The organism is Streptomyces sp. NPDC047841 (assembly GCF_040704085.1).
Classification (GTDB): Bacteria; Actinomycetota; Actinomycetes; order Streptomycetales; family Streptomycetaceae; genus Streptomyces; species Streptomyces argyrophylli.
Window position 1 is genome coordinate 1 of sequence record NZ_JBEYRP010000008.1, and the last position, 17,078, is coordinate 17,078.

At 74.5% G+C, this 17,078-nt stretch carries 15 protein-coding genes and 2 rRNA genes; 12 read left to right on the plus strand and 5 right to left on the minus strand.

The window, feature by feature from the left end:
• Positions 1–97: ribosomal RNA gene (locus tag AB0947_RS14165) — 23S ribosomal RNA — on the plus strand; the annotation flags it as partial.
• 110 nt (positions 98–207) lie between these two features.
• Positions 208–324, plus strand: a 5S ribosomal RNA gene (gene rrf / locus AB0947_RS14170).
• 30 nt (positions 325–354) lie between these two features.
• Here rrf and AB0947_RS14175 read toward each other — a convergent pair.
• Positions 355–1,296 (minus strand): hypothetical protein, encoded by a 942-nt coding sequence (locus tag AB0947_RS14175; RefSeq protein ID WP_366750931.1) that lies wholly within the window; start codon positions 1,294–1,296, stop codon positions 355–357.
• A gap of 303 nt (positions 1,297–1,599) precedes the next feature.
• On the opposite strand from AB0947_RS14175, the gene AB0947_RS14180 reads away from it, so the two are divergent.
• Positions 1,600–2,388: a hypothetical protein gene (locus tag AB0947_RS14180; protein WP_366750916.1), complete on the plus strand. Its 789-nt coding sequence runs from the start codon at positions 1,600–1,602 to the stop codon at positions 2,386–2,388.
• Positions 2,389–2,476: 88 nt separating this feature from the next.
• Here AB0947_RS14180 and AB0947_RS14185 read toward each other — a convergent pair whose 3' ends face one another.
• Entirely contained in the window at positions 2,477–3,760 is a 1,284-nt protein-coding gene (locus tag AB0947_RS14185; protein WP_366750618.1) for a DUF1015 domain-containing protein, read from the minus strand.
• Between the two features lie 74 nt (positions 3,761–3,834).
• Between AB0947_RS14185 and AB0947_RS14190 the strand changes: the two genes are divergently transcribed.
• From AB0947_RS14190 to AB0947_RS14205, 4 genes are all read left to right on the plus strand, one after another.
• On the plus strand, positions 3,835–4,863 hold the full coding sequence (locus AB0947_RS14190; RefSeq protein ID WP_366750619.1) for an HAD hydrolase-like protein: 1,029 nt from the start codon (positions 3,835–3,837) through the stop codon (positions 4,861–4,863).
• Between the two features lie 126 nt (positions 4,864–4,989).
• Positions 4,990–6,033, plus strand: coding sequence for an iron chelate uptake ABC transporter family permease subunit (locus AB0947_RS14195; RefSeq protein ID WP_366750620.1), 1,044 nt, complete (start codon positions 4,990–4,992; stop codon positions 6,031–6,033).
• Positions 6,030–7,076 (plus strand): iron chelate uptake ABC transporter family permease subunit, encoded by a 1,047-nt coding sequence (locus tag AB0947_RS14200; protein WP_366750621.1) that lies wholly within the window; start codon positions 6,030–6,032, stop codon positions 7,074–7,076. The genes AB0947_RS14195 and AB0947_RS14200 overlap by 4 nt, the downstream gene beginning before the upstream one ends.
• A complete protein-coding gene (locus AB0947_RS14205) occupies positions 7,073–7,945 on the plus strand; it encodes an ABC transporter ATP-binding protein (RefSeq protein ID WP_366750622.1) in 873 nt (290 codons plus the stop codon). The genes AB0947_RS14200 and AB0947_RS14205 overlap by 4 nt, the downstream gene beginning before the upstream one ends.
• 63 nt (positions 7,946–8,008) lie before the next feature.
• On the opposite strand, the gene AB0947_RS14210 is transcribed toward AB0947_RS14205, so the two are convergent.
• Positions 8,009–8,356, minus strand: a complete 348-nt coding sequence (locus tag AB0947_RS14210; RefSeq protein WP_366750623.1) for a sterol-binding protein — start codon at positions 8,354–8,356, stop codon at positions 8,009–8,011.
• A gap of 42 nt (positions 8,357–8,398) precedes the next feature.
• On the opposite strand from AB0947_RS14210, the gene AB0947_RS14215 reads away from it, so the two are divergent.
• From AB0947_RS14215 to AB0947_RS14235, 5 genes are all read left to right on the plus strand, one after another.
• Positions 8,399–8,677, plus strand: coding sequence for a hypothetical protein (locus AB0947_RS14215; protein WP_366750624.1), 279 nt, complete (start codon positions 8,399–8,401; stop codon positions 8,675–8,677).
• 7 nt (positions 8,678–8,684) lie between these two features.
• On the plus strand, positions 8,685–9,500 hold the full coding sequence (locus tag AB0947_RS14220; protein WP_366750625.1) for a TlyA family RNA methyltransferase: 816 nt from the start codon (positions 8,685–8,687) through the stop codon (positions 9,498–9,500).
• Positions 9,497–10,414 (plus strand): NAD kinase, encoded by a 918-nt coding sequence (locus AB0947_RS14225; protein WP_014671839.1) that lies wholly within the window; start codon positions 9,497–9,499, stop codon positions 10,412–10,414. Before AB0947_RS14220 ends, AB0947_RS14225 begins: the two co-directional genes overlap by 4 nt.
• Before the next feature lie 39 nt (positions 10,415–10,453).
• Positions 10,454–12,196 (plus strand): DNA repair protein RecN, encoded by a 1,743-nt coding sequence (gene recN, locus AB0947_RS14230; RefSeq protein WP_366750626.1) that lies wholly within the window; start codon positions 10,454–10,456, stop codon positions 12,194–12,196.
• A 583-nt stretch (positions 12,197–12,779) separates the two neighbouring features.
• Positions 12,780–13,973, plus strand: coding sequence for a glycosyltransferase family 4 protein (locus AB0947_RS14235; protein ID WP_366750627.1), 1,194 nt, complete (start codon positions 12,780–12,782; stop codon positions 13,971–13,973).
• Positions 13,974–13,979: 6 nt separating this feature from the next.
• On the opposite strand, the gene AB0947_RS14240 is transcribed toward AB0947_RS14235, so the two are convergent.
• Both AB0947_RS14240 and AB0947_RS14245 read right to left on the minus strand, forming a co-directional pair.
• Positions 13,980–15,626, minus strand: a complete 1,647-nt coding sequence (locus AB0947_RS14240; protein WP_366750628.1) for a PucR family transcriptional regulator — start codon at positions 15,624–15,626, stop codon at positions 13,980–13,982.
• A gap of 50 nt (positions 15,627–15,676) precedes the next feature.
• Entirely contained in the window at positions 15,677–17,059 is a 1,383-nt protein-coding gene (locus tag AB0947_RS14245; protein WP_366750629.1) for an FAD-binding oxidoreductase, read from the minus strand.
• Positions 17,060–17,078 lie beyond the last annotated feature (19 nt).

Below are 17,078 nucleotides of genomic sequence, written 5' to 3' on the forward strand. Positions count from 1 at the left end.
GTAAGGCTCCCAGTAGACGACTGGGTTGATAGGCCAGATATGGAAGCCTGGTAACAGGTGGAGTTGACTGGTACTAATAGGCCGAGGGCTTGTCCATTGATGCTCGCGTCCACTGTGTATGTTCTGAGGCAACGAACGGTTGCCGGTTCAGAGCCGAACTGTGAACACAAGTGAAAAGTGTGCTTGTTCGCTCGAAACCATTAGGGTTTCGGTGGTCATAGCGTGAGGGAAACGCCCGGTTACATTTCGAACCCGGAAGCTAAGCCTCACAGCGCCGATGGTACTGCAGGGGGGACCCTGTGGGAGAGTAGGACGCCGCCGAACAATCTTTGGAGGACCCCTGGTCACCAGCGTTCAGCTGGGACCAGGGGTCCTTTTGTTTTTACAATGCTTGTGGTACCGAAGACAGGAGTCACCATGTCCACCAACTCTCCCGACGACCGACCGGAGCGCGACCAGCGGCGACGGGACAGTGGTGACCGGGGTGACGACCGCCGTGGTGGCGGCTTCCGCCGCGACAACGACCGCCGCGACAACGACCGGCGTGGTGGTGACCGTGGTGGTGACCGTGGTGGCTACGGCCGGCGCGACGATCGCCGTGATGACCGCCGTGATGACCGGCGTGATGATCGCCGTGGTGGTGGCGGGTTCCGCCGTGAGGGCGACCGGGGCACGCGTCCGGGTTTCCAGCGCGACGACCGCGACCGGGGTGACCGTGGCGGGTTCCGGCGCGACGACCGGCGTGACGACCGCCGCGACGACCGTGGGGACCGCCCCTCGTTCCGCCGTGACGACCGCGGTGACCGTGGGGACCGTCCCTCTTTCCGCCGCGACGACGACCGCGGCGGCTACGGCCGGCGCGACGACAACCGCGGTGGCTTCGGTCGCCGTGACGACCGTCGGGATGACCGCCGCGATGACCGCCGTGACGACCGCGACCGTGGTGAGCGCGGCGGCTTCCGGCGCGATGACCGCCGCGATGACCGGCGTGACGACCGCAGGGACGACAGCCGTGGCGGCGGGTTCCGCCGTGAGGGCGACCGGGGCACGCGTCCGGGTTTCCAGCGCGACGACCGCGACCGGGGTGACCGTGGCGGGTTCCGGCGCGACGACCGGCGTGACGACCGCCGCGACGACCGTGGGGACCGCCCCTCGTTCCGCCGTGACGACCGCGGTGACCGTGGGGACCGCCCCTCCTTCCGCCGCGACGACCGCGGTGACCGTGGGGACCGTCCCTCTTTCCGCCGCGACGACGACCGCGGTGGCTTCCGGCGCGATGACCGGCGTGACGACCACCGAGGTGGCTTCCGGCGCGACGACCGCAGGGACGACCGCCGTGACGACCGTCGCGACGACCGCGACCGTGGCGACCGCGGTGGCTTCCGGCGGGACGACAGCCGTGGTGAGCGTGGCGGGTTCCGTCGCGACGACCGGCGCGACGACCGTGGGGGCCGTGGGCCCCGCAGGGACGACCGTGGTGACCGCGGTGGCCGTCCCGGTGGGTTCCGGGGCCGTGACGGCCGGGACGGCCGGGACGACCGTCGTGGCGGGGGCCGGTTCCGCGACGACCGGGACCGGGACCGGGAGCCGATCAAGCGGCTGCCGATCCCGGAGGACGTCACCGGCGACGAGATCGACAGGGATGTCCGGCAGGAGCTGCAGAGCCTGCCCAAGACGCTCGCGGAGGACGTCGCCAAGAACCTGGTGATGGTCGCCCGGCTCATCGACGAGGACCCCGAGGGCGCCTACGGCTACTCCAAGGTGGCCCTGCGCCTGGCGTCCCGCGTGGCCGCCGTGCGCGAGGCCGCGGGCTTCGCCGCGTACGCGAACCAGAAGTACGGCGAGGCGCTCGCCGAGTTCCGGGCCGCCCGGCGGATGACCGGCACCGTGGACCTGTGGCCGGTGATGGCCGACTGCGAGCGCGGGCTCGGCCGGCCGGAGAAGGCGCTGGACATGGCCGGCGCCCCGGAGGTGCACAAGCTGGACAAGGCCGGCCAGGTCGAGATGCGGCTCGTCGCCGCCGGTGCCCGGCGTGACATGGGCCAGCTGGACGCGGCCATCGTGACCCTGCAGAGCCCGGAGCTGGCGTCCAACTCGGTGCAGCCGTGGACCGCTCGCCTGCGCTACGCGTACGCGGACGCCCTGCTGGCCGCCGGCCGGGAGCGCGAGGCGCGGGAGTGGTTCGCGAAGGCCGTCGAGGCCGACCGGGACGGCAGCACGGACGCCTCCGACCGGCTCGCCGAGCTGGACGGCGTGGAGTTCGTCGACGCCCTGTCCGAGGAGGACGAGGACGGCCAGGACGTCGAGGACGGCCAGGACGTCAAGGACGGCGAGGACGTCACCGGCGAGTCCGCCGACGCCTCCCCGGAGGACGGCGACAAGGACTGACGTCGGTCACACGCAAGAGGGCGGGCTCCATCGGGAGCCCGCCCTCTTGCGTGTTCCGGCGGGCCGTGCGCCTACGGCCGCCGTCGGCTCAGATCTCCAGGGCCCGCAGGACGAGTCCGGAGGCCGGTTTGGGGCCGAAGGACGTTGATTTGCGGGGCATGGTCACGCCCTGGCGGGCCAGGTCGCGTACGACCTCCTCGCGCACGGGGTGCATCAGGACCGCGGTACTGCCGTCGCGTTCGGCCTTCTCCACCGTGGCGGCCGTGTCGTGGATGTAGGCGATGTGGGCCGGGGAGTCCTCGGGGATGTGCCAGACGTGCTCCAGGAGCGTGGCGTGCAGGACGGTGGCGTCCAGGGCGCGCCAGGCGGGCGGGCGGTCGGCGGGGACGGTCCGGGCCAGGAGGTCGGGGTCCGGGCGGTCGAGGAGGTGGAAGGCGCCGTCGCCGGCGAGCAGGAAGGCGTTGCCGGCGCAGGCCGCGTCCGCCAGTGTCTCCAGGGCCTGGGCGAGGGGCTTGTCCAGGTGCCGTACCCGGAACAGGCCGTCGACCGCGGCCAGCGCGTCCGCGACGGGCAGGCCGTGCAGCAGCCGGTGGATGGCGCGGACGCGCAGCGGGTAGCGGGCGGTGTCGACCAGGAGGACCAGGCCGTAGTCCCAGGGGCTGGGGGAGGGGTGTTCCAGGCGCAGCCGGCGGTAGGTGGCCCAGCGGTGGTGGCCGTCGGCGATGAGGGCCTGGCGGCCGGCGAGGTCGCGTTGGACGCGGGCCAGTTCGCCGGGGTCGGTCAGGGACCACAGGCGGTGCCGGAAGCCGTCCTCGGTGGTCGTGGCCAGCAGGGGCGGGCGGTGGGCCGTGCGCTCGACGACCTCGGCGGCCGTGCCGTCGCCGCGGTAGGTCAGCAGCAGTGGTTCCAGGTTCGCGCGTGTGGCCCGCATCAGGGCCGCGCGGTCGGCGACCACCGGCGGCATGACGTCCTCGTGCGGGAGCACCACGCCCTCCGCGGGCTCGGTGACCCGCAGGGTGCCGATGATGCCGCGCTGGAGGATGCCGTCGTCGTGCCGCTGCTCGTACACGTACAGGCCCGGCTCGGCATCGGCGGTCAGGACGCCCTCGTCCAGCCAGCGGCGCAGGGTGTCGGCGGCCTGCTCGGTGCGGGCGCTGGGGGTGCCGGCCTGGGGCAGGATCAGCCGGACGATGTTGTACGGGTCGGCCGACTGGAGGTGGTGCAGGCCGTCGGGGCGCACGACGACGTCGTAGGGCGGGGAGGTGACGGAGGCGAGGCTGCCGACCCGGTCGGGGTCGTAGCGAAGGCCCCGGAACGGGGTGAGTTCCAGGCCTCGACGCGGTGTCGCCTCCCAGTGACCTGCTGTGTTCATCCCGGCATCGTACGTGTGTCGGCGGCATGCGGGATGATCGGGGGAAAGGCGAGTGAACGAGGAGCGATGTGGACATGAGCCAGGACGTCAGGACGAGGCCCGAGAGCAGTGGGCGGTCCCTGAGCGAGGCGTACGACACGGCGCTGCTCGATCTGGACGGGGTGGTGTACGCGGGCGGGAGCGCGATCGCGCACGCGGTCGACTCGCTGGCGGCGGCCCGGTCGGGCGGGATGCGTCTCGCGTACGTCACCAACAACGCGCTGCGGACCCCGGACGCGGTGGCCGGTCACCTGACGGAGCTGGGCATACCCACGGGCGCGGACGACGTCATCACCTCCGCGCAGGCCGTGGCGCGGCTGATCAGCGAGCAGGTTCCGGCCGGGGCGCGGGTGCTGGTGATCGGTGGTGAGGGGCTGCGGGTGGCGCTGCGCGAGCGGGGTCTGACGCCGGTGGAGTCGGCGGACGACGACCCGGCGGCGGTGGTGCAGGGCTACGGCGGGCCGGAGCTGCCCTGGGGGCGGTTCGCGGAGGCGTCGTACGCCGTTCGGCGGGGCGTGCCGTGGTTCGCCTCCAACACGGACCTGACGATTCCGAGCGGGCGGGGCATCGCACCGGGCAACGGGGCGGCCGTGGAGGTCGTGCGGATCGCGACGGGCGCCGAGCCGCAGGTCGCGGGCAAGCCGCTGCCCCCGATGCACCGGGAGACGATCATCCGGACCGGTGCCGAGCGGCCGCTGGTGGTCGGGGACCGGCTGGACACGGACATCGAGGGCGCGTTCAACGGCAAGGTGGACTCGCTGCTGGTGCTGACGGGGGTCACCGACGGGGCGCAGTTGCTCGCCGCGCCGCCGCAGCACCGGCCGACGTATGTGGACGCCGATCTGCGCGGGCTGCTCACCGGGCAGCCGGACATCACCCGGGAAGGTGACGGTTTCCGGTGCGGCGGGTGGACGGCGGCGGCCGGGACGGACCGGTTGGAGCTGACGGGCGACGGCGAGCCGCTGGACGGGCTGCGGGCGCTGTGCGCGGCGGCCTGGACGGCGGCGGGGGAGGGCACCTGCGCGCTGGACGGGGAGAAGGCGCTGGCCAGGCTGGGACTCTGACGGCTCTTCGGGTAGAGCCCGGGGGGTCCTGGGGCAACGGGACGACACCGGGCCTCGAAGGACCTCGGCGGACCTCGCAGCGGCCAGGGATCGAGATCGTATGCGAGGGTAGGCTAACCTAACCTCGTGTTGGTCGACAGTCCTCCGGAACAGCGCGCGGAGACCGCCCCCGCGCCCCCAACCCGCCGGGCGGCGCGGGCCCTTGGGCTCCTGCTCTCGGTCGCGCTCCTGGTGTGCGTCGCCCTGGCGAGCATCGCGATCGGGGCGAAAGCGCTGTCGCTGGACCAGGTCTGGCACGGCCTGTTCCACGACACGGGGACGTACGGCGACGTGGTCGTCGACGAGCGGCTCTCGCGCACCGCCCTCGGTCTGCTGGCCGGTGCCGCGCTCGGGCTGTCCGGCGCGGTGCTCCAGGCGCTGACCCGCAACCCGCTGGCCGAGCCCGGTCTGCTCGGCATGAACGCGGGCGCGTCCGCCGCCGTCGTCACGGCCATGACCTACTGCGGCGTCACCAGCCTCAGCGGCTATGTGTGGTTCGCGTTCCTCGGCGCGGCCGCCGTCGGCGCGCTGGTGTGGTTCCTCGGCGGCAGCCGGGGCGCCACCCCGGTACGGCTCGCGCTCGCCGGCACGGCGATCAGCGCGGCCCTGTACGGCTACCTCCAGGCCGTGATGATCACGGACGGCGCGGCCCTCGGCAAGATGCGCTTCTGGACGGTGGGTTCGCTGGTCTCGGCCACGAACGCGACCATCGTGCAGGTCCTGCCGTTCCTCGCGGTCGGCACGGTCCTCGCGCTCGCCCTGGCCCGGCCGCTGAACGCCGTGGAGATGGGTGACGACACCGCGCGCGCCCTCGGCGCGAACCTCAACCGCACCCGGGCGCTGGCCATGCTGGCCGCCGTGGTGCTGTGCGGTGCCGCGACCGCCGCCTGCGGCCCGATCGTCTTCGTCGGCCTGATGGTCCCGCACGTCGTGCGCTCCTTCACCGGTCCCGACCTGCGCTGGATCCTGCCGTACGCCACGGTCCTGGCGCCCGTGCTGCTGCTCGGCGCCGATGTCGTCGGCCGGGTCGTGGCCCGCCCCGCCGAGCTCCAGGTCGGCATCGTCACCGCGGTCATCGGCGGCCCGCTCTTCATCTTTCTCGTACGACGGCGGAGGACGGCCCAGCTGTGAAGACACACTCCAGGAGCCGTGCCGTGCGCACCCCCGGCGGGCTCTCGCTGTGCCTGGACCCGCGTGCGCTGATCGTCGTCGTGCTGCTGCTCGGCGCCGCCTGCGCCGCCGGTGTGGCGCTGATCGGCACCGGCGAGGCGAGGATCCCGGCGGCCGACGTGCTGCGGACGCTCGCCGGCCACGGCACCGCCTACCAGGACTTCATCGTCAACGAGCTGCGGCTGCCGCGGGTCCTGGTCGGCCTGCTGGTCGGTGCCTCGCTCGGTCTCGGCGGGGCGCTGTTCCAGTCGGTCTCCCGCAACCCGCTGGGCAGTCCGGACGTGCTCGGCCTGTCGCAGGGTTCGACGGCCGGCGCGCTCGTCGTGATCGTGCTGATGTCCGGCAGCGCCTCCCAGGTGACCGTGGGCGCGCTGGCCGGCGGCCTGGCGACCGGTGTCGCCATCTACGCGCTCGCCTGGAAGCGGGGCGTGCACGGGTACCGGCTGGTGCTCGTGGGCATCGGCGTCAACGCCGTCATGACGGCGGTGAACGGCTATCTGCTGACCAAGGCCGACCTGGTCGACGCGACCCGCGCGGTGGTGTGGATGACCGGCTCCCTGAACGGCCGGGACTGGGACCAGGTGTGGCCGCTGCTCGGGCTGTGCGCCGTCCTCGTCCCGCTGGTCCTGGCGAACGCGCGCGGCCTGCGGATGATGGAGATGGGCGACGACATCTCGAACGCGCTCGGCGTGCGCGTGCAGCGCGTCCGGCTCGTGCTCATGGTCTGCGCCGTCCTGCTCGTCGCCGCCGCCACGGCCGCCGCAGGACCCGTCAGCTTCGTCGCGCTGACCGCGCCGCAGCTCGCCCGCCGCCTCACCCGCTCGCCGGGACCGAACCTGGTGCCCTCCCTGTGCATGGGGGCGACCCTGCTGGTCGCCGCCGACTGGGCCTCGCAGCGCGCCTTCGGCGCCGACCAGCTGCCCGTCGGCGTGGTCACCGGCGTCCTCGGCGGCGCCTACCTGCTGTGGCTGCTGGTCACCGAGCGCCGGGCGGGCCGGATATGAACCGCGCGCAGGGCCCGGACGGAAGCGCCGCGCACCCGAACACCCCTAGGAGCACCGTGAACCGCCTCTCCGCCGACAACGTCACCCTCGCCTACGACCAGCGGGTCATCGCCGAGCAGCTGTCGGTGGAGATCCCCGACCACTCCTTCACGGTGATCGTCGGACCGAACGCGTGCGGCAAGTCGACGCTGCTGCGGGCGCTGTCGCGGATGCTCAGGCCCAGCGAAGGCCGGGTGCTGCTGGACGGGCAGGCCATCCAGTCGCTGCCCGCCAAGAAGGTCGCGCGGACCCTCGGCCTGCTGCCGCAGTCGTCCGTCGCGCCCGACGGCATCACCGTCGCCGACCTCGTCGGCCGCGGCCGCTACCCGCACCAGGGCCTGCTGCGCCAGTGGTCGGCGGAGGACGAGCGGGTCGTGCGGGAGTCGATGCGGCAGACCGGGGTGGCGGAGCTGGCCGAGCGGTACGTGGACGAGCTGTCCGGCGGGCAGCGGCAACGGGTGTGGATCGCCATGGCGCTCGCCCAGCAGACCCCGCTGCTGCTCCTGGACGAGCCGACCACCTACCTGGACATCCAGCACCAGATCGACGTCCTCGACCTGTGCGCCGAGCTGCACGAGGAGCAGGGCCGGACACTGGTGGCGGTGCTGCACGACCTCAACCACGCCGCCCGCTACGCCACCCACCTGATCGCCCTGCGCGGCGGCACGGTGATCGCCGAGGGCGCCCCGAACGACATCGTCACGGCCGAGCTGGTCGAGGAGGTCTTCGGGCTGCGCTGCCAGGTCATCGAGGACCCGGAGACGGGCACCCCGCTGGTGGTGCCGGCGGCGCGGAAGGCGCGCGCGGAGAAGGCCACGGCCGCCTCCTGACGGGCACGCGTCGGGCAGGGCCACGGCGGCCCCCCTGACGGCGTGCACGACGACGTGAACGCCCTACAGCAGCTTCCGCAGCCGGAACAGGTCCAGCAGGCTCGCCTCCAGCTTCACCCGGCCCGAGCCCCAGGCGGTCGCGAAGTTCAGCTCGCCGCCCACCAGGGCCACCAGGTCGTCCCCGGCCATGGCGAGCCTGATCTGCGCCTTCTCGCGCGGCGGGCCCGGATGCGTCTCGTCGACCTCGATCCGGCCGCCGGTCATCCGGCCCGCGAAGGTGACGTCGAGATCGGTGATGTGGCAGCTCACCGAGCGGTCGAGCGCGGCGGCTGCGCGGACGTCGCCCCCGGCCCCCCGCATGTTGTCCGAAAGCTTCCCCAGTGCGGCGCGGCACTCCTCGATCGTGGCCATCGCCCACGACGGTACCCCAGCGGTTCGCGGTAGCGTCTGGGCATGAGCGAGTCCGTGTCCGAGGCCGACATCGACACCGAGGCGGCGCCCGCGTACGACCCTGCGGCGCCCGCCCCCCTGAACGTCCCGCGCACCCCCACCGGCAACGCCGAGGTCGACGCCCGGCTCGACCGGCTGGCCGACGCCGACCACCTCGCCACCGACGGTCATGTCGAGGTGTACGAGGATGTACACCGGGGGCTGCGCGACGCGCTCACCGCGCTCGACGCCCGCCCGGGATTTGCGGCCCCCGCACCGTCGTACCACCAGAGCAGGAGCTGAACCGAACGTGGCAGGAGTCGCACGCCGCCGTCTCGACGCGGAGCTGGTCCGCCGGAAGCTCGCCCGTTCACGCGAGCACGCCAGCCAGCTGATCGCCGCCGGGCGGGTCACCGTCGGCAAGACCGTGGCGACCAAGCCGGCCACGCAGGTGGAGACCGCGGCGGCGATCGTGGTCCAGGCCGACGACAGCGATCCCGACTACGTCTCCCGGGGCGGGCACAAGCTCGCCGGCGCGCTGGCGGCCTTCGTGCCGCAGGGGCTCGTCGTCGAGGGCCGGCGGGCGCTGGACGCCGGCGCGTCCACCGGCGGCTTCACCGACGTCCTGCTGCGCGCGGGCGCCGCCCACGTCGTCGCGGTGGACGTCGGCTACGGCCAACTCGCCTGGTCGCTCCAGAAGGATGAACGCGTCACCGTCAAGGACCGTACGAACGTACGCGAGTTGACGCTTGAGGCGATCGATGGGAAACCTGTGGATCTTGTCGTGGGCGATCTGTCCTTCATCCCGCTCGGGCTGGTGCTGCCCGCCCTGAAGCGGTGCGTGACGCCGGACGCCGACCTGGTGATGATGGTCAAGCCGCAGTTCGAGGTCGGGAAGGAACGGCTCGGCAGCGGGGGTGTCGTACGGAGTCCGCAGCTGCGGGCGGAGGCCGTGCGCGCGGTGGCCGGGAAGGCGTGGGAGCTGGGGCTCGGGGTGCGGGGGGTCACCGCGAGTCCGCTGCCCGGGCCCTCCGGGAACGTGGAGTACTTTCTCTGGCTGCGGACGGGGGCACCCCAGGTGGACCCGGCCGACGTCGACCGTGCAGTGGCGGAGGGGCCGCATTGACACAGAACCTGGCGCGTACTGTTTTCCTGCTCGCCCACACCGGGCGGCCCGCGGCGATCCGCAGCGCGGAACTCGTCGTCAAGGGCCTGCTGCGGCATGGCATCGGGGTGCGGGTGCTGGAGGAGGAGGCGCGCGACCTGCCGCTCCCGGACGAGGTGGCCCTCGTCAAGGAGGCGACCCCGCAGTGCCTGGACGGCTGCGAGCTGCTGATCGTGCTGGGCGGCGACGGCACGCTGCTGCGCGGCGCCGAGTTCGCGCGGGCCTCCGGGGTGCCGATGCTCGGCGTCAACCTCGGCCGCGTCGGGTTCCTCGCGGAGGCCGAGCGCGACGACCTCGACCGGGTCGTGGACCGGGTGGTGGCGCGGTCGTACGAGGTCGAGGAGCGGATGACCGTCGACGTCGTGGTGCACCGCAACGGCGACATCGTGCACACCGACTGGGCGCTGAACGAGGCCGCCGTGCAGAAGGCCGGCGCCGAGAAGCTGCTGGAAGTCGTCCTGGAGATCGACGGGCGGCCGGTGACGGGCTTCGGGTGCGACGGCGTCGTGCTGTCCACGCCGACCGGGTCCACGGCGTACGCCTTCTCCGCCGGCGGACCCGTGGTGTGGCCGGAGGTGGAGGCCCTGCTGATGGTGCCGATCAGCGCGCACGCGCTGTTCGCCAAGCCGCTGGTCACCTCGCCGGACTCCGTGCTGGCGGTGGAGGTGCTGCCGCACATCCCGCCGGGGGTCCTGTGGTGCGACGGGCGGCGGACCGTGGAGCTGCCGCCGGGGGCGCGGGTCGAGGTGCGGCGGGGCGCCGTGCCGGTACGGCTGGCCCGGCTGCACCACTCGTCCTTCACCGACCGGCTCGTGGCGAAGTTCGCGCTTCCCACCACGGGATGGCGGGGCGCGCCCCACCACCCCTCGGAGTGACACGGGCGGGCCATGTGCGTTCCAGGCCCCGGACCTCGTATGGTCTGTTCCGTGTTGGAGGAGATGCGGATACGGTCGCTCGGGGTCATCGACGATGCCGTCGTCGAGCTGTCGCCGGGGTTCACCGCCGTCACCGGTGAGACGGGTGCGGGCAAGACCATGGTGGTCACCAGCCTGGGACTGCTGCTCGGCGGACGGGCCGACCCGGCGCTCGTGCGGATCGGGGCCGAGAAGGCGGTGGTGGAGGGGCGGGTCGCCGTACCCCCCGGCGCCGCCGCCGTCGTGCGGGCCGAGGAGGCCGGGGCCGAGCTGGACGACGGGGCCCTGCTGATCAGCCGGACCGTCTCCGCCGAGGGCCGCTCCCGGGCGCACCTGGGCGGGCGCAGCGTGCCCGTCGGGCTGCTCGCCGAGCTGGCCGACGACTTGGTGGCCGTGCACGGGCAGACCGACCAGCAGGGGCTGCTGAAGCTGTCCCGGCAGCGGCAGGCGCTCGACCGGTACGCGGGCGACGCCGTGTCCGTGCCGCTCGCCAAGTACGGCGAGGCGTACAAGCGGCTGCGGGCCGTCTCCGCCGAGCTGGAGGAGATCACCACGCGCGCGCGTGAGCGGGCGCAGGAAGCCGACATGCTGCGCTACGGGCTCGACGAGATCGCCGCCGTGGAGCCCCGGCCCGGCGAGGACGTGGAGCTGTCCGAGGAGGCCGAGCGGCTGGGGCACGCCGAGGCGCTGTCGTCCGCCGCGACGGCCGCCCACGCCGCTCTCGCGGGCAATCCGGAGGACCCCGAGGGGATCGACGCCTCCACCCTCGTCGCGGGCGCCCACCGGGCGCTGGAGGCCGTGCGGTCGCACGATCCGGCACTGTCCGCGCTCGCCGACCGGATCGGGGAGATCGGCATCCTGCTGGGTGACGTGGCGGGTGAGCTGGCGGGGTACGCCGACGATCTCGACGCCGACCCGCTGCGGCTGGCGGCGGTGGAGGAGCGCCGGGCCGCCCTGAACGCCCTGACCCGCAAGTACGGGGACGACGTCGCCGGCGTCCTGGCCTGGGCCGAGCGGAGCGCCGCGCGGCTCACCGAGCTGGACGGCGACGACGAGCGGATCGAGGAGCTGACGGCCGAGCGGGACGCGCTGCGCACCGAGCTGGGCGGGCTCGCGCAGGCGCTGACGGACGCGCGGGCCGAGGCCGCCGAGCGGTTCGCCGCCGCCGTGACCGCCGAGCTGGCCTCGCTGGCGATGCCCCACGCGCGCGTGTCCTTCGACATCCGCCAGACCGAGGACGCGGACGGCGTCGAGGCCGGCGGGCGGACGGTCGCCTACGGCCCCTCGGGCGTGGACGAGGTCGAGCTGCTGCTCGCCCCGCACCCGGGCGCCCCGCCGCGGCCCATCGCCAAGGGCGCGTCCGGCGGTGAGCTGTCCCGCGTGATGCTCGCTGTGGAGGTGGTGTTCGCGGGCACCGACCCGGTGCCGACGTACCTCTTCGACGAGGTCGACGCCGGTGTCGGCGGCAAGGCGGCGGTCGAGATCGGGCGGCGCCTGGCCAAGCTCGCCAGGAACGCGCAGGTCGTCGTGGTCACCCACCTGCCCCAGGTCGCCGCGTTCGCCGACCGCCAGCTGCTGGTGGAGAAGACCAACGACGGCTCCGTCACCCGCTCCGGCGTGAAGGTCCTGGAGGGCGAGGAGCGCGTCCGCGAGCTGTCCCGCATGCTGGCGGGCCAGGAGGACTCCGAAACGGCCCGCGCCCACGCGGAGGAACTCCTGGCGACGGCCAGGGCGGACCTGTAGGGCCGGGCCCCCGGGGCGCCGGGGCTCGTGGGGAAGGGACCCGGGGTGTCCGGCCGGTCGCCGGGCCCCGGGTGCCGCCGTGGCCGTGCCGCCCGACGGCCCCGGTGCGTGCGGAGTGCCCGGGGGCACGGGGTGCGCGCCCCCGATGCCGCACCGAGGGGCGGCCGTGGTGGTGGGAAACCGGCGCGCGGGAGTGCTCGCGCGCGCCCTCGCTCCGGTGGCCGCCGCACGGTACGGGGGCCGGGCCGGTGTCCGGGAACGGGTCTGTGAGGGGCTGACCTCGTCGTATGCCCTCGTGCACCGTTCCGCCGCGGCCGGCGCTTCCTCACCCGTGTGGGTGATGTGCTCCGGCGCATTGCCCCGGCCCGCCGCACGGTGCGCCCTGCCGGATGTCCCTGAACGGCCGTACGTCCTGGCATGCTTGACGGGGAAAGCGGGGCGAGCAGGGGGTACGGACGGTCCGCCCGGGAGGCGCGCGGGGTGCGTCCTTCCGCCCCCCTGAGCCCGCTACCTTCTGTACGTTTCCTCGTGACCACCCCACGCCGACCCGTGCCCGTCCCCGTGAACCAGGAGCCCCGGCCCCGTGAGCCCCCTGAGCAGCAACGCACCGCACGGCCAGTCGCCGCTGCGCACCGTGCAGGTGCTCGGCGGAGGCAACGCCGGCAGCAGCGCGCACGTGCGCTCCCTGGCCGAGGGGCTGGTGGCAAGGGGCGTGCGGGTCACCGTGTGCGCCCCCGCCGAGGCCGAACACGCCTACGACTTCCTCGGGGTCGGCGCCGACCACGTGCACGTGCCGCGCAGCAGCGACCCCGTCGCCGTGGCCGCGCTCCGCACGGCCTGCGCGAACGCCGACCTGGTGCACGCGCACGGCCTGCACGCCTCCTTCCGGACCGTGCTCGCGCTCAGCGGGCGCACCACCCCGCTCGTGGTCACCTGGCACAACCGGGCCCACGCCGAGGGCCCGCGGGCCCATCTGCTGCGGCTGCTGGAGCGGCGCGTGATGAGGACCGCGGCCGTGGTCCTCGGCACCAGCCCCGACCTGGTCGACCGGGCCCGGCGCAGCGGCGCGCGCGACGCCCGGCTCGCGGCCGTCGGCCTGCCGGGCCGGCACCGCGCCGGCGGCCTCCTCGACGCCGACGCCCCCGCCCCCGAAGGCTCGGACGCCGTCGACGGCCCCGACCGCGACGACCCCGACCGGCGGCGGCCCAAGACCCGGGCCGAACTCGGCGCCACCGGACGCCCGTTGCTCATCGCGGTCGGCTCCCTGGACCGGCACCGCGGCTACGACGTCCTGCTCGACGCCGCCCGCGCCTGGCGCGACCTGGAACCGGTGCCGCTGGTGGTCGTCGCGGGGGAGGGGCCACTGCGTCCGGTGCTGCAACGGCGGATCGAGGACGAGGAACTGCCGGTGCGGCTCATCGGGCACCGCGAGGACGTGCCCGAGCTGCTCGCCGCCGCCGACCTGGCCCTGCTGACCAGCAGTTGGGAGTCGCGGTCCGTCCTCGCCCAGGAGGCGCTGCACGCGCGCGTGCCGCTCGTCGCCACCCGCGTCGGCGGCATCCCGGACCTCGTCGGCGACGCGGCCGAACTCGTCCCGTACGGCGACCCGGAAGCCCTCGCCGGCACCGTCGTACGGCTCCTCGCGGACCCGGATCGCCGCGCGGTGCTGCGCGAACGCGGGACGCGGCAGGCCGCCACCTGGCCGACCGAGGACGAGACCGTCGCCCAAGTGCTCAGCGTGTACGACGAGTTGACCCAGCCGCGACCGCTGGCCTGAGCGGCCTCAGGGCACGTGCCGGCGCGCCCGCAGGGCCAGGCTCAACGCCAGTACCGTCTGCGGGTCGTCCAGGTCGGTGCCCAGCAACTCCTCGATCCGGGCGAGCCGGTTGTACAGCGTCTGCCGGTTGAGGTGCAGTTCGCGGGCCGTCTCCGCCTTGCGGCCGGCGTGCGCCAGATAGGTCTCCAGGGTCGGCAGCAGCGGCGGCCTGGAGCGGTGGTCGTGGTCGCGCAGCGGGCCGATCGCCCGGTCCACGAAGGACGCGAGATCCGGGTGGTCGCGCAGCCGCCACAGCAGCAGGTCGATGTCCAGGCGCCGGGCGTCGTACCAGGGCAGGTCGGTCAGGCCCTGGGCCGCGGTCGCGGTCTCCGCCGCGTGCCGCAGCCCCGCCGAGGCCGCCGCCCAGCCGCCCGCCACCCCGACCACCACCACCGGCGCCGGCGAGCCCGGCCGGCGCATCCCGGCCCGCTCCACCCCCGCCCGCAGCGCCGCCGCCACCCGGTCCGCGACCGCGGCCCGCTCCGACTCCGAGCGCAGCCCCAGCAGCACCAGCACCCGGCCCTCCACCGGCCGCACCCCCAGCAGCACCGGCACCCCCACCGCGGCCAGCTCCTCGGAGACCGCGCGGGCCAGCACCGCCCAGCCGCCGCCGGGGGAGAGAGTGTCCCCGATCCGCATCACCACGGGCAGCAGCGGGCTGTCGCCGGGCTTGAAGCCGAGCACCCGGGCCTGTGCCGGGGCGTCCTCCGCCGCGATCCGGCCCTCGGCGAGATCGGTGAGGAAGTCACCCCGCCCGCGCGCCGCCAGCTCCTCCTCCTGCCGCGCCTGCATCAGCACCACGGCCAGGAGCCCCGCGGCCCGCTCGGCGGCGATCCGGTGCACCGGGGCCAGCGGTGAGCGGACCGGCAGCAGCACCAGGCGGGCGCGCACGGCACCGGCGGTCCCGGGCCCGCCGCCGGGCACGTCCACCAGCACCGACCCGGCGGGCGGCGGGGCCTGCTTGTGCGGGCCGCGCAGCCCCTCCCACACCTGGAGCGGGTCCGCGCCCTCCGGCCCGGCACCGGCGGCGTACAGCAACCGGCCGTCGGCGGTCTCCAGGAACACCGGGTTGCCGCCGAAGCCGGCCAGGATGTCCAGCACCTGCGGCACCCCGCCCCCGCCCAGCAGGGCCTCGGTGCAGCGCCGGTGCACCTCCTCGGCACGCTGGAGCAGCGCGTAGTGGCCGTTGACGATCTCCGTGTGGATCTCCTCGGTCACCGCCACGAACGGCACCTCGCGGTGCAGCTGGACCAGCGGCAGCCCGGCCGCCCGCGCCGTGTCCACCAGGGCGGCGGGCAGCCGGGCGAAGCGCGGGCCCAGCTCCACCACGAGGGCGGCGATCCCGCGCTCGGCGAGGGTGCGCACGAACGCCCGCTGCTCGGCCGGCCGGGTGCCGAGGCCGTAGCCGGTGGTCAGCAGCAGCTCGCCGCCCTTGAGCAGCGACGCGATGTTCGGGACCTCCCCCGCGTGCACCCAGCGCACGGTGCGGCCGAGCCGGTCGGCGCCCGCCAGCACCTCCGGCAGCCCGCTGCGCAGCCCGGGCAGCTCCAGCGCCCGCTGCACGGTGATCCCGGCGCCCTGGTTGTCGGATCGATGGTCCGTACGGCTGTGCATGCGGCGACGCTACCTGCGAAAACGCCCTCAGGACAGCTCCCGCCCAGACCCTAGACCGGACGGATGTTGTGGTTGAAGCGGAAGACGTTGTCGGGGTCGTAGCGGCGCTTCACCTTCGCCAGGCGGAGGGTGTTCCCGGCGCCCAGGCCCGCGCGGACCCGTTCGGGGCCCTCGTCGCCGATGAGGTTGAGGTGCACCGCCCCCGTGCTCCACCGCCGCAGGCCGGCCCGCACGTCCCGCACCCAGCCGATCGCCCGCTCGTCGTCGGCCGGGTCCGGCCAGATCGCGAGCGGGTGCGCCGCCCAGGGCGCGTCCCGGCAGGGCACCGGGTACTCGTGCGGACCGGCCGCGACGGCCCCGCCCTGCGGGAAGAGCAGGTGCTGGGTGGGCGTCGGCACCGGCATGCCCTCCGCGCGGGCGCAGAAGGCGTCCACGGCCTCGTCCGGCAGCCCGGCCAGACACTCCGCCGACCAGTGGTCGCGCAGCCCCGCCGGCCGGTCGAGCATGCACTGCGCGTCGGCGTACGGCATGTCACCGGCCAGCTCCACCTCGTGCGGCAGCGCGAGCAGCGGCTCGGCGAGCTTGCGCAGTGCGTCCTCGCCGCCGGCGTAGGTCAGCAGGGCCGCGCACAGCGGCGCGCCCACCAGCTCCGGCGGTGTGAACCGGGCGGGCGGGCCGGTGAGGTACAGCACCGCGCCGCCCACCTCGTCCGGCCCGGTGCGGAAGACCTCGCGGAAGGTGCGGAGCACGTCCGGTCCGGCGTCCGGCAGGAACAGCAGCAGGACGACCGAGAACTCCGGCAGTTCGTGCAGCCGCAGGGTGAGCGCGGTGGCGACGCCGAAGTTGCCGCCCCCGCCGTGCAGCGCCCAGAACAGCTCGGGGTTCTCGTCGGCGCTCGCGTGCACCCGCTCGGCGTCGGCGGTCACCAGCTCCACGGCGATGAGGTTGTCCACGGCGAGGCCGAAGGCGCGGTCGAGCCAGCCGGTGCCCCCGCCGAGGACGTAACCGCCGACGCCGGTGGTGGAGGCCCGCCCGCCGGTGGTCGCGAGACCGTACGGCTGGGTGGCGCGGTCCAGATGGCTCATCGTGGCGCCGCCCTCGACCCGGACCGCCTCGGCCGCCGGATCGACGGTCACCCGGTGCATCCGGCGCAGGTCCACCACGAGCGCGCCGTCGCCCAGCGCCGTACCGGCCACGCCGTGGCCGCCGCCGCGCACCGCGATGTGCAGATCGAGGTCCCTGCCGAAGCGCACGGCCCGCACCACGTCGGTCGCGTCCGCGCACTGCGCGATCACCGCGGGCCGCCGGTCGACCATCGCGTTGAAGACCGCACGCGCCTCCTCGTAGCCCGGGTCCCCGGGGACGAGCACATCGCCGACCAGATCCTCGCGGAGCGCGGTGAGGGCCGCGCCCGCCTTCGAGAGGGAAGCCATGGCCGCCCCCTTCCGGAAG